Source organism: Pseudomonas sp. P129, from assembly GCF_020312195.1.
Classification (GTDB): domain Bacteria; phylum Pseudomonadota; class Gammaproteobacteria; order Pseudomonadales; family Pseudomonadaceae; genus Aquipseudomonas; species Aquipseudomonas fragariae.
The window spans coordinates 357166-369822 of sequence record NZ_JAGPYS010000004.1 but is presented as its reverse complement, the minus strand read 5'-3'; the positions used below and the strand labels follow the sequence as shown (position 1 = coordinate 369822).

The following is a 12657-nucleotide window of genomic DNA, read 5'->3' as shown; positions in this document are numbered from 1 at the left end:
CTCATGCAAAACATCAACTTCTCTGAACCCGCACGCGAGTCCGAGTCGGGTATTTTTTTCCGTAAGGCATGTAGCACTGTCAACCCAAAGGCACGGTTGCTACTGCTTCACGGAGTAGGATCGAACGAAGCCAATCTCGCCAGTCTGGCCGCGTCGCTGCCCGAAGAGATCGAAATCCTGTTGCTCCGCGGCCCGCTGCAACTGGGTCCTCAAGGCTTCGCCTGGTACCAGGTCAACTTCACCAGCGATGGGCCTTCTTTTAACCAGGAGCAGGCTGAGTCCAGCCGCCAGTTATTGATCCGGTTTATTCAGGCGCTTCCCCCGCTGCCCACTGTGATCGCCGGGTTCAGCCAGGGCGGCATCATGAGCTCAAGCGTCGGCGTCACACAACCTGAGCTGGTAGCAGGTTTTGCGCTGCTGAGCGGGCGGATGCTGCGAGAAATCGAGCCAAAGATTGCGCCACGTGATCAGTTGCAAGGCGTCTCAGCCTTCATCGCTCACGGCCAGCAGGACAACGTACTGCCGATTGACTGGGCACATGAAGCTGACGCCTGGCTCAGCCGGATCGGTGTGCAGCACCAGACTCATTTTTACGACATGGCCCACGAGATCATTCCGCAGGAACTGGCTGACTTCTCGCAATGGCTGGACCGGACACTTTCGCTTTCCAACTGAACCCCACTGCTTATTTAACACAAGGAATTTTCCATGATCGATTCACGCACCGCGCCTTACGCTGCTTTTGTACTGCGCCTGGCATTGGGCCTCATGTTCATCGCCCACGGCCTGACCAAAGTATTGGTCTTTACTCCGGCAGGTACTGCTGGCTTTTTCGAATCCATTGGCTTTCCAGGCTTCCTTGCCTATCCGGTTATGGCCTTCGAAGTGATCGGCGGTTTGATGCTGGTACTGGGGGTCTACGCCCGCTGGGTTGCTGCAATCGCTGTTGTTCAACTGTTTGTCGCCGCCACCGTGCATTTCGGCAACGGCTGGAGCTTCACCAACGCTAACGGTGGCTGGGAATATCCGATCTATCTGTCCGTCACAGCGCTGGTCCTCGCTCTGCTGGGTGATGGCGCGTTTGCTGTGAAATCTTCCAGAACGCAGTGACAGGCACCTATCGATGCTCGGCCCAAAGACAACGATCAAAGGCTCGAGCATCATCAATTGGAGAAAATCACATGAAGTCTCGTGCTGCAGTTGCATTTGAACCTGGCAAGCCGCTCCAGATCGTCGAGATCGACGTCGAGCCGCCACGCAAGGGCGAAGTGCTGATCAAGATCACCGATACCGGTGTATGCCATACGGATGCTTTCACACTTTCGGGCGATGATCCGGAAGGCCTGTTCCCGGTAGTACTGGGCCATGAAGGCGCCGGCATCGTCATGGAAGTAGGCGAAGGCGTGACCAGCGTGAAAGTCGGTGACCACGTCATTCCGCTGTACACCGCCGAATGCGGCGAGTGCCTGTTCTGTAAATCGGGCAAAACCAACCTGTGCACCGCTGTGCGCGCCACTCAGGGCAAAGGCGTGATGCCGGACGGCACTTCACGCTTCTCCTACAACGGCCAACCCCTGTACCACTACATGGGTTGCTCGACCTTCAGCGAGTACACTGTTGTCGCTGAAGTTTCTGTCGCGAAGATCAATCCAGACGCCAACCCCGAGCACGTCTGCCTGCTCGGCTGCGGCGTGACTACCGGCATTGGCGCGGTGCACAACACGGCCAAAGTCCAGCCTGGCGACACAGTCGCGGTATTTGGCCTGGGCGGCATCGGTCTGGCGGCGATTCAGGGTGCGCGTCAGGCCAAGGCAGGACGCATCATCGCTATCGACACCAACCCTGCCAAGTTCGAACTGGCCCGTTCGTTTGGCGCTACCGACTGTGTGAATCCAAAAGATCACGAACAGCCGATCCAGCAGGTGATCATTGAGATGACTGGCTGGGGTGTCGACCACTCCTTCGAATGTATCGGTAACGTGCATGTGATGCGCGCTGCGCTCGAATGTGCCCACCGCGGCTGGGGCCAATCGATCGTCATTGGTGTTGCCGGTGCCGGTCAGGAAATCTCGACCCGTCCCTTCCAGCTGGTCACCGGCCGTACCTGGAAAGGCTCGGCGTTTGGCGGCGTAAAAGGCCGTAGCCAACTGCCGAAGATGGTTGAAGACGCGATGAAAGGCGAGATCGAGCTGGCACCTTTTGTCACTCACACCATGGGCCTGGATCGCATCAATGAAGCGTTTGACTTGATGCACGAAGGCAAGTCGATCCGCACCGTCATCAAATACTGATGTCGTCCACTGTTCCGGGGCAGTTGCCATGGAACCTGTTCCAAGTCACCCCTATAGCTGGAGGTACACTGTGAGCGATGTAAAACTTCACCCTGCGCTGGATAACGGCATCAAATCCGCTGCTACCGACTTTGCAGGCGGCACTCTGCAGTGCCTTTGCCCGACCGACAAGGTTGAGGTCAAAGTCGATGCTCAAACACTGCATAACCACGCCTGCGGTTGCAGTAAATGCTGGAAACCAGCGGGCGCCAGGTTTGCCGTCATCGCGGTAGTCAATCGCGACAAAGTCAGCGTTACCGTCAACGCAGCCAAACTGACCATCATTGATGCAAGCGCTACCATCCAGCGTCACGCCTGCAAAGAATGTGGTGCCCACATGTATGGTCGCATCGAAAACCAGAACCACGCGTTCCACGGTCTGGATTTCGTGCACACCGAACTGTCTCCTCAGACAGGCTGGGCTGCGCCCGGTTTTGCCGCGTTCGTCTCGTCGGTCATTGAAACGGGTACGCCGCCAGCTGAAATGGACGGCATTCGCGAACGTTTCAACACGATGGGTTTGCCAACCTACGACTGTCTTTCCCCGGCACTGATGGATGCCTTGGCAGCACACGTAGCGAAGCAAAATGGCGTTCTTCAGGCGAGCTGAGATAATCCCTGGCGGGCATCACCCACCTTACCAAGCGTGGTGATGGCTTATCCGGAACGCATGCACTGAACCATACAGCACTCACAAAGCCCTCCTGACTCGAGGGCTTTGTCGTTTCCGGGGCGCGCTGCAGACCCGTTACAGAAATTGGCCATGCACCATAAAATACCAATAGAGCATAATTACTAACTTTATAAATCATAAAAACCTATATTAGATTAGAAGAAAAAAGACTTTTACAGCGCGTAATCATAAGAATACGGTCTTAAGAAATCAGTGCTGAAGCACTGTGCCCGACTTGAAGAGGACCTTCCATGCGCCGTACACCACCTTCGACTTTCTCAGATGGATTCGTGACTCGGAGCACAATGCGATGACCCGGCGCCCGCTCCTATCGCGCCTGCTGTTTACCGCCGTCACAGCCATAACCCTGCTTGGCTGCTCACCTTCCGGCCAGGACAGCCAGGCAGCCAAGACACTCAAAGTGGCGTTCTTCAGAGACAACACCACGCTGGTCAGCCTTGACCCGTTTCAGGTGTACTGGCTGGAGCATCGGGTGGTGCTGCGCAATATTGCCGAGTCCCTGACCGATCAGGACCCGCAGACCGGCAAGATCATTCCCTGGCTGGCGGAGCGCTGGGAAATCAGTGACAACGCGCTGGAGTACACCTTTCACTTGCGCAAGGACGTGACCTTCAGCAACGGCACACGTTTCGACGCTCAAGCGGTGAAGACGGCCTACGACGCGGACAAGTCGTTCGCCGCACAATTGCCAGCCACCTTCGGCGCCACTTACCTCAAAGGCTACGACCACGCCGAGGTAATGGACGACTTCACCATCAAACTGGTGCTGGCCCACCCCAATGCGGGCTTTCTGCAAGCCACCTCAACCACCAATCTCTCCATTCTTGCTCCAGAGTCCTACGCACTCAGCGTCAAGCAGCGCTCGCTGGGTGCAATCATCGGCACCGGGCCATTCGTGCTGGAGCGCTATACCCCGGAAAGCGGTTTGCGCCTGATCAAACGCAAGGGCTATGCCTGGCCATCGGCCAATGCGCAGAACAAGGGCGAAGCGCATCTGGACGCAGTCGAGGTCAGCTACGTGCCGGAAGAAAGCGTACGTAACGGCCAGTTCGTTCAGGGGCAGGTCGATATTCTCTGGCCGCGCAACCCGTTCTCCGAGGTGGATCTCAACCTGTTCAAGTCCAGGGGCGCGACCATTCAAAGCCGGTCGCTGCCAGGACCGGCACTGAACCTGTACCCCAACACACGCGGCAATCGCATTCTTGCCGACCGTAACGTGCGCCAGGCTTTGCAAAAGGCAATCGACCGCAAGACCTATGCAGCGACGGTCTACAACCCGCAGTTCCCGGTGGTCTCCGGTGTCTTCGACATCACTACACCGTTTTACAAAAACCAGGCCGACAAGCTTGCCTATGATCCTCAGGGTGCCGAGCGCTTGCTCGACCAGGCTGGCTGGCAAAAAAATGCCGACGGCTATCGCTACAAGGAGGGCAAACGGCTGAAGCTGGCCTACAACCTGTCACCCGCCGAAACCGCTGGCGATGTACTGATCCAGGATCAACTGCGCAAGGTGGGCATCGAGCTCAAGCTCAACGTGGTGACCACCGCCGAATGGGCCGCTGCCAATGCGGCAGGCAATTATGACCTGACGTACAACTACATGACCCGCGCCGACCCGATCATCCTGCAGACCATCATCGACCCGCGCAGCGCCAACAGCTCGACTCTGGCGACCAACCTTTACGCGCCGGAAACACTGCCCAGAGCCCTTGCGCTGTTCGACGCCGGACTGACCGCCACGCAAAGCGAGCAGCGTGCCCGGGCCTATGGCGAGTTGCAGGACTTGCTGATCGACGAAGGCTCGGCGTTCCCGGTCTACGAGCGGGTCTGGCAAGCCGCCACGGCGAAAAACGTACGCAACTTCCACTGGACGGCGGAAGGCTTTGCGCTGTTCAACGACATCGAGTTGGCAACGCCATGAGCCGCTATATCCTCAGTCGCATCGCGCAAGCGCTGCTGGTACTTTGGGGTGCCTACAGCGTCACCTATTTCATTCTGTACCTGCTGCCCGGCGACACTCTGTCGATCATGCTCAGCGCCTCGGGTGTCGAAATCGACTCACTGTCCGCGCAGGACCTCGCCAAGGCCAAGCTCTATTACGGGCTGGACCGGGGCATCTTCGAGCAATACGTCGATTTGCTGTGGGGAGCCATACACGGTGACTTCGGCAACTCGCTGACGCTCAATCGCCCGGTATCGGAGTTGCTGATCGAACGTCTGCCGCAAACCCTGAGCCTCGCGGGGCTGGCCATTGTTCTGTCACTGATCGGCGGGACAGGTCTGGCGTATCTCACTGCCTACGTACGCTGGCAGCCCTTGAAAGTCGCCTTGTCACGCCTGCCGTCGCTGGGCTTCTCGGTGCCGGTCTTCTGGCTGGGCCTGCTGTTCATTCAACTGTTCGCGTTCACCCTTGGCTGGTTCCCGGCGACCGGCAATCAGGGTTTCTCAAGCCTGATACTGCCCGCCGTCACGCTGGCGATCCCCAGCGCTGCGGTGTATGCCCAGGTCCTGCAACGCGGCTTTCAGGGCGTCTGGAAAGAGCCCTACATCATAACCGCCTACGCCAAGGGCCTTACCCGCGCGCAGGTTCAGGCCCGCCATGCGTTCAAGAACGCTGCCCTGCCGCTGCTGACACTGATCGGCCTGCAGGTGGGTAACACGGTATCCGGCGCGGTGCTGGTGGAAACCATTTTCGCCCGCTCCGGGGTCGGTCGACTTGCCCAGGAAGCCGTGCTGCGCCAGGACATCCCGGTGGTACTTGCCATCGTTGCGGTCTCCGCAGCTGCGTTCGTCGTGGTCAATCTGATCGTTGACCTGCTGTATCCCGCGCTGGATCCGCGCATCGCCCATACGCCAAAGGTCTCCTGAAGCCATGACTATCTTCGACAACCGCCTTGCGCGCCTGGCTCGCCTGGTCGTTTCCAGTGAAACCATTGCGGGTAAAACCGCACCTGCCCTGCAGTGGCGACGGCGCAGCAGCCTGAGCCGGATCGTGGAAGCGACGCGCCCCCTGTTGCGGCGCCCTGGTTTTCTGCTGGCCGTGGCAATCGTCGCCTTTGCGCTGCTGGCCGCGCTGGCACCCAACCTGCTGAGCAGCTACGCACCTTATGCCACCTCGCCTGCCGACAAGCTCACCGCGCCCAATGCCGCGCACTGGTTCGGCACCGACGAGTTGGGCCGTGATCTTTATACCCGCGTGGTGCATGGCTCCAGCCTCTCGGTACAGGCGGCATTGCTGGCTGTCGGCATCGCCATGGCCGGCGGCCTGAGTCTGGGGGTGATTTCCGGTTTCGCAGGCGGGCGCATCGATGCGGTGATCATGCGCCTGATCGATGTATTGCTGGCCCTGCCCGGTCTGTTACTGGCGCTGGCGATTGTCACTGCTATCGGTTTCGGCACCCTGCCGGTGGCCATTGCGGTCGGTGTGGGGATCATCCCCGGCTTCGCGCGCACCACCCGCGCCGAAGTGCTGCGGGTCAAAACCCTGCCGTACGTCGAAGCCGCGCGTCTGGGCGGTGCAAGCTGGACGCGAACCCTGCTGCGCCACATCCTGCCGAACGCCTGGGGCCCGGTGGCGGTGTTGGCCACGCTGGACTTCGGCGCGGCGATTCTGGCCACTGCCGGGCTGAGTTTTCTGGGTTTCGGCGCCGAACCACCGGCCGCCGAATGGGGCACGCTGATTGCCAACGGTCGTCATTTTCTGATGACTGCACCCTGGGTGTCGCTGTTGCCGGGGCTGTTCGTGGTCGGCGTGGTGTTCAGCTTCAACCACATCGCCCGCACGCTGGAGGAGACTCAACGATGAATGACACCGCTCAACTGATCGACATTCGTCATCTGAGTGTCGCCTACCGCTTCGATGGCCAGATCAACCAGGCCGTGCGCAACGTATCCTTCCAGGTCGCCCGAGGTGAAACCGTGGCGATTGTCGGCGAATCCGGGTCCGGCAAGTCGACGATGGCCAACGCCATACTCGGCCTGCTACCGGACAACGCCGCCATCACCGGCGGTGAGCTACACGTCGATGGACACGATCTTGGCCATGCTGGCGAACGCGAGAAACGGCGAATTCGCGGCGGCACCATTGGTCTGGTGCCGCAGGACCCGATGGTCAGCCTCAACCCGACCCTGCGCATCGGTCGGCAAATCGCCGAAGCACTGCTTCTGGCTCACGGTCGACGTTATCCGGCAGTGGATGCCGATGTGCTGGAATTGCTGCAGCAGGTCGGTCTGGACAAACCGGTATTGCGCGCTCGTCAGTACCCGCACGAGCTGTCCGGCGGCATGCGCCAGCGCGTGTTGATCGCCATCGCCCTGGCCGGCAATCCTCGCCTGATCATCGCCGACGAACCCACCAGCGCTCTGGACGTGACGGTACAGCGCAGGATCCTCGATCATCTGCAACGTCTGGTGGCCGAGCGTGGTATTTCCCTGCTGATCATCACCCACGATCTGGGCGTGGCGGCCGACCGGGCCGATCGAGTGCTGGTGATGAACAAGGGCGAGCTGGTCGAACAAGGCCCTCCGCAACAGATACTCATCGCGCCTCGCCATGCCTACACACGTGCGCTGATCGCAGCAGCACCCGCGTTCGGGCAACGCAAGAGCCCGGCAACACCGCGCCCGGTAGCGAGCAGCGCCAGGCCACTGCTGACCTTGAACAACATCGGCAAGACCTATCGCCTGCCCTACGTAAAAGGCGAAGACACAGACTTCCAGGCGCTGCAGGACGTCAACTTCAAGGTGTATGCCGGCCAGACCCTGGCCATCGTCGGCGAGTCCGGCTCGGGTAAAAGTACTGCGCTGCGCATTGCGCTGGGCCTGGAAAAGCCCACTCACGGACGAGTTTTACTGGACGACCAGGATGTCACCGACCTGGGCTGGCGCGAATTCAGGCCGCTGCGACGGCGTATTCAGCTGGTGCAGCAAAACCCGTTCGCAGCCCTTGACCCACGCTTCACGTTATTCGAAAGCATCGTCGAGCCACTGGTTTCGTTCGGTCTGCTCAAAGGCCGCGAACTGGAGCAGGCGGCACGCCGATTGATAGAGCGAGTGCAGTTGCCCGTGGCCTATCTGGACCGCCTGCCGCGCGAGCTTTCCGGTGGACAGCGTCAGCGGGTTGCCATTGCCAGAGCACTGGCCCTGCAGCCTGATCTGCTGCTGCTCGATGAGCCAGTCTCGGCACTGGACGTGTCAGTGCAGGCGCAGATTCTCGACCTGCTGGTCGAACTGCAAGCCGAATCGGGCATTGCCTACGTGCTGGTGTCCCACGACCTTGCAGTGGTCGCCAGCGTTGCCCACCAGGTACTGGTGCTCAAGCATGGCAAGACTGTCGAGCAGGGTCTGGCCGAGGATGTTTTTGCCAGACCTGAAGCGGCCTACACCCAGGAGTTGATTGCCGCGATACCTGGCCGGCGTCTGGAGTTGCGAACAGGGACGCACTGACAAATACCTGGTCTTGCATCAATAGGTCGCACGACGCTTGGCATCCATAACGGCGGCGACTGCGTATATGCATATTCTTTATTGATATTTAAATTATTTTTTTAATAGCTATAGAGTTGCACCTTATGCACCAAACGTTGCCGAAGCAGGATGCAGGCAAGACCAGGCTACCTTGCGCACCTGACCCGCATGCTCAGGCCGTATCAGCAAGAAGCCCTATCCCTCCCTACGTCGAGCACCCGCAATGAAAGGCATAAAAACCCTGTCGTTCCCAGCCCTGATGGGTTCAGCGCTGCTGTTGAATGCCGTCATCTCATTCCCTGCCCTGGCCGGACTGCTGGAAAAAGGTCGCACTGACGGCCTGACCGCTGGCATCGCCAATGAACAGCCCTATGCCTACATCGGCACCGATGGCAAAGCCACCGGGGCCAACGTCGAGATACTGCGGGCGATTCTCGAACCGCTGGGCATCAAGCAGATCGAGACGCCTATCACTGACTTCGGTTCGCTGGTGCCGGGTCTGGCGGCAGGTCGTTTCGACTTGATTGGTGCGGGCCTGTTCATCAATCCGAATCGTTGCAAGGTCATCGCGTTCTCCAACCCGGTTACACGATCCGGTGGTGCGTTCATTGTCAAAACCGGCAACCCGCTGAACCTGCACAGCCTCAAGGACGTCGCCAGCAACGCCAAGGTGCGCCTGGCCACTCAACCTGGCAGTAATCAGGTCCAGGAAGCCAAAGACAGCGGTATCGCCAACGGCAACGTGGTGTTGTTCGACAAGGACACCGAGGCATTGGCCGCCTTGCAGGCGGGTCGCGTGGACGTGGTGTATTTTCCCGACGCCGAAGTCATCAGTCTGATCAAGAAAGCCAACAGTCCGGACATCGAGCGCGCCTTGCCTTTCGAGCAGATTCCGGACGCCAGTGGCAAACCGGGCTGGAATTACCACGCCTACGGCCTGCCGAAAAACGACCCGGCTTTTGAACAGGCTTTCAACGAACAACTGGCGAAACTCCGGGCGTCGGGCGAGCTGCTGAACATCCTGCAGAAGTACGGCTACACCGAAAACGAACTGGCTGACCCGGCTATCACCGCAGCCCAACGCTGCAACCCATGACCTGCCGCGCCCCGCGAGGGCGCGCAGTAAACGGCCCTGACCCACACGAGTACGGCCATGCCTGTTGATGCCGCAACACTGGAAACCGCAGGCTTCATTGCCAGACAACTGGCCCACGGCGCCTGGATCACCCTGCAGATCACCGTGCTTGCCGAACTGCTGGTACTGGTGCTTTCGTTTGTAATCGCCCTGATGCGCCTGTCGCCGTTCAGGGCGCTACGCTGGTTCGCTACTGTGTATGTCGAGGTGCTGCGCGGCATCTCGGCATTGGTGCTGCTGTTCTACCTGTTCTTCATCCTGCCGCTGTTCGGCATTCGCCTGTCCCCCATGACCACCGGCGTGCTGGGGCTGGGCCTGACGTTTTCGGCGTATGGCGCGGAGATCATTCGCTCGGCGCTGATCAACGTCAGCCAGGGCCAACGCGATGCGTTGCGTGCGCTGGACTTCGGGCCGATAAACGCGTTTCGGCGAATCATTCTGCCGCAGGCCCTGCCGTTCATGATCCCGCCGATGGGCAATCAATTGGTCGAGCTGCTGAAAACCACATCACTGGTTTCGCTCATCACCCTCACCGACCTGACCTTCACCGGCAGTCAATTGATCACCACGCTGGGCCAGCAGACGCTGATCTGGAGCATCGTGCTGGTCTGCTACTTCGTGATGGCCTGGCCACTGAGCTGGCTGGTCCGACGCTATGAGCAGCACGCCACCGCGTGGCGCAAGGCCAGGGGATGAACGATGGAATTTGATATCGCATTCGCCTGGTCGATTCTGCCGGAGCTGTTTCAGGGTTTGCTGGTGACCGTGCAGGTCGTGGTCCTCGGGTTCATGCTCGCGGTGTTGCTCGGTCTGTTCCTGGCCCTGACACTACGCTCGCAGATAACCATCGTGCATCGCCTGAGCAAAGGCTACTTGAGCTTTTTCCGCAATACGCCGCTGATGGTCCAGTTGTATGTACTGTTCTTCGCCCTGCCGCTGGCGGGCATTACCTTTCCGGCGATCACCACCGGTGTGATCGGCCTTGGCTGCTATTACGCGGCCTACATTGCCGAAGCGTATCGCGGAGCCATTGACGACATCCCGGCCGGACAATGGGAAGCCGCACGCGCCCTGGACTTCAATCGTAGCGACACCTGGCGGCGCATCATCCTGCCGCAGGCGTTGAAACCCATGCTGCCGGTGCTCGGCAATTACCTGATCGGCATGTTCAAGGAAACCCCGCTCCTGGCGGTGATTACCATCCCTGAACTGTTTCAGGCCGCCAAGCAGATCGCCGGCATGACCTATCGTTACAACGAACCGTACACGGTGATGGCGCTGATGTTTCTGGCAATCAGCGTACCGACTTCGTTGCTGTTCAAATACCTGGAAAGACGCAGCCATGTCTGATCTCGCACACACCGCAATCCCGCCCGTCACCACCGCGCAGATACAGCTGAAACACGTGGTCAAGGACTTCGGCCACAACCGGATTATCGACCACTTGGACCTGAGCATTCCTCAAGGTCAAAAAGTCGCCTTGATCGGCCCCAGCGGCTCGGGCAAATCAACGGTATTGCGCCTTATCAAGGGGCTGGAAAACTACCAGCAAGGCAGCATAGAAGTCGCAGGCCAAGCAGTGCCCGCGCGCGCATCCGGATGGCGCTGGCCTGGCGCGCGCAAGGCTCCGGTAGAACATCGGGTAGGCATGGTGTTCCAGCAATTCAACCTGTTCCCGCACCTCACCGTGCGGGAAAATGTCACCGAAGCGCCGTTACGGGTACTCAGACTGCCTCGCGAAGAGGCCCTTGAGCGCGCGCACCAATACCTCGGGCTGGTCGGGCTTGCGCACAAGGCAGATGCCTATCCGAGCCAGCTTTCCGGTGGTCAGCAACAACGTGTAGCGATTGCCAGAGCGCTGGCCATGCGTCCGCAGGTCATGTTGTTCGATGAGGTCACGTCAGCGCTCGACCCCGAGCTGGTCGGCGAGGTCCTGGCGGTGATTCGCTCGATTGCCCACGAGTTTCAGATGACCATGTTACTGGTAACCCACGAAATGAAATTCGCTCAGGATATCGCTGACCGGGTGCTGTTCATGGAGGGAGGCCGCATCGTGGCGGACGGCACCCCGAGCGAAATTCTGCTGAATCCGCAAAACGAGCGGACCCGAAGGTTTCTGCAGCGGGTGGAGCAGCGCTGATTGCCAGCGCCGCTCTTTTTACAGGGTGAGACGTTTGAACTTCGCAACGATTTGAAAGTGGCGACCATCAGATCCGGAAGCGCGCAACCATTTCCTGCAGGTTGCTGCCCAGGCGCGCCAGTTCCACGGTAGACGCCGCGCTCTGCTCAGTGGCCGTGGCCGACTGATCGGCAATATCGCGTACGCTGATGACACTGCGATTGATTTCGTCGGTCACGGCGCTCTGCTCTTCAGCGGCAGCAGAGATCTGTTGACTCATCTGCTCGATGGTCACGATCGAATGAGTGATTTCAAGCAGCGATTCTTCGGCCTGCCGCGCCAGCGCCACGGTGCCTTCAGTGCGTTGACGGCTGGCATTCATCAGCTCCGACGCTGCGCCGGTGCCATCCTGCAAGGACTTTATCAGCGCCTCGATTTCAGTCGTGGATGATTGTGTACGCTGAGCCAGCGAGCGCACCTCATCGGCCACCACGGCAAAGCCACGGCCCTGCTCACCTGCACGTGCAGCTTCGATCGCCGCATTGAGGGCCAGCAGGTTGGTTTGTTCTGCCACCGCCTTGATCACATCGATGACGCCGCCGATCTTGTCACTGTCCTGAATCAGGCGCTGCATGGCCTCGCCCAGTTGTCCCACTTCACCGGCGAGCTGGCTGATTTCACGCGTGGCGTGTTGCACCACGCTGCTGCCATGGGCGGCACGATCGCTGGCCTGTCTGGCGGCCTGCGATGCATCTTCAGTGTTCTGCGCCACTTCCTGGACGGTGGACGCCATCTGGTTCATGGCGGTCGCCACCTGATCGACTTCCAGTTTCTGCTGAGTGACACCCGCGCTGGTCTGCTCGCTGACGGCTGAAAGCTCCTCGGCTGCCGTGGCAATTTGTGTCACGCCATT

Annotated in this window: 13 protein-coding genes; 12 read left to right on the top strand and 1 reads right to left on the bottom strand. The window is 59.6% G+C overall.

The annotated features are described in order from the left end of the window. Positions 1–3: 3 nt before the first annotated feature. The 12 genes from KBY02_RS13580 (at position 4) to KBY02_RS13525 (ending at position 11765) form a co-directional block, all read left to right on the top strand. Entirely contained in the window at positions 4–675 is a 672-nt protein-coding gene (locus KBY02_RS13580; RefSeq protein WP_003400760.1) for a phospholipase/carboxylesterase, read from the top strand. Between the two features lie 33 nt (positions 676–708). Continuing rightward, a complete protein-coding gene (locus KBY02_RS13575) occupies positions 709–1110 on the top strand; it encodes a DoxX family protein (protein ID WP_003400759.1) in 402 nt (133 codons plus the stop codon). A gap of 71 nt (positions 1111–1181) precedes the next feature. Further along, on the top strand, positions 1182–2291 hold the full coding sequence (locus KBY02_RS13570; protein ID WP_003400756.1) for an S-(hydroxymethyl)glutathione dehydrogenase/class III alcohol dehydrogenase: 1110 nt from the start codon (positions 1182–1184) through the stop codon (positions 2289–2291). Between the two features lie 70 nt (positions 2292–2361). Further along, positions 2362–2940 carry an S-(hydroxymethyl)glutathione synthase gene (gene gfa, locus KBY02_RS13565; protein WP_003400750.1) on the top strand — a complete coding sequence of 193 codons (579 nt, stop codon included), beginning with the start codon at positions 2362–2364 and terminating at the stop codon, positions 2938–2940. Between the two features lie 373 nt (positions 2941–3313). Beyond that, entirely contained in the window at positions 3314–4945 is a 1632-nt protein-coding gene (locus tag KBY02_RS13560) for an ABC transporter substrate-binding protein (RefSeq protein WP_225650570.1), read from the top strand. After that, entirely contained in the window at positions 4942–5892 is a 951-nt protein-coding gene (locus KBY02_RS13555) for an ABC transporter permease (protein WP_003400748.1), read from the top strand. Before KBY02_RS13560 ends, KBY02_RS13555 begins: the two co-directional genes overlap by 4 nt. Before the next feature lie 4 nt (positions 5893–5896). After that, positions 5897–6829 (top strand): ABC transporter permease, encoded by a 933-nt coding sequence (locus KBY02_RS13550; RefSeq protein ID WP_003400747.1) that lies wholly within the window; start codon positions 5897–5899, stop codon positions 6827–6829. Continuing rightward, positions 6826–8469 (top strand): dipeptide ABC transporter ATP-binding protein, encoded by a 1644-nt coding sequence (locus KBY02_RS13545; RefSeq protein WP_116828378.1) that lies wholly within the window; start codon positions 6826–6828, stop codon positions 8467–8469. The genes KBY02_RS13550 and KBY02_RS13545 overlap by 4 nt, the downstream gene beginning before the upstream one ends. Positions 8470–8713: 244 nt before the next feature. Further along, a complete protein-coding gene (gene ehuB / locus KBY02_RS13540; protein WP_011268119.1) occupies positions 8714–9586 on the top strand; it encodes an ectoine/hydroxyectoine ABC transporter substrate-binding protein EhuB in 873 nt (290 codons plus the stop codon). 57 nt (positions 9587–9643) lie between these two features. Next, a complete protein-coding gene (ehuC, locus tag KBY02_RS13535; RefSeq protein WP_024641501.1) occupies positions 9644–10321 on the top strand; it encodes an ectoine/hydroxyectoine ABC transporter permease subunit EhuC in 678 nt (225 codons plus the stop codon). Positions 10322–10324: 3 nt separating this feature from the next. Next, the gene (ehuD, locus tag KBY02_RS13530) at positions 10325–10975 is read left to right on the top strand and encodes an ectoine/hydroxyectoine ABC transporter permease subunit EhuD (RefSeq protein WP_024639544.1); all 651 of its coding nucleotides are present in this window, start codon (positions 10325–10327) and stop codon (positions 10973–10975) included. Next, a complete protein-coding gene (locus tag KBY02_RS13525) occupies positions 10968–11765 on the top strand; it encodes an amino acid ABC transporter ATP-binding protein (protein ID WP_024660024.1) in 798 nt (265 codons plus the stop codon). The genes ehuD and KBY02_RS13525 overlap by 8 nt, the downstream gene beginning before the upstream one ends. A gap of 67 nt (positions 11766–11832) precedes the next feature. Here the strand turns inward: KBY02_RS13525 and KBY02_RS26565 are convergent, their stop codons facing one another. Further along, complete coding sequence (locus KBY02_RS26565) at positions 11833–12537, bottom strand: methyl-accepting chemotaxis protein (RefSeq protein ID WP_412548786.1); 705 nt, start codon at positions 12535–12537, stop codon at positions 11833–11835. Positions 12538–12657: the final 120 nt, after the last annotated feature.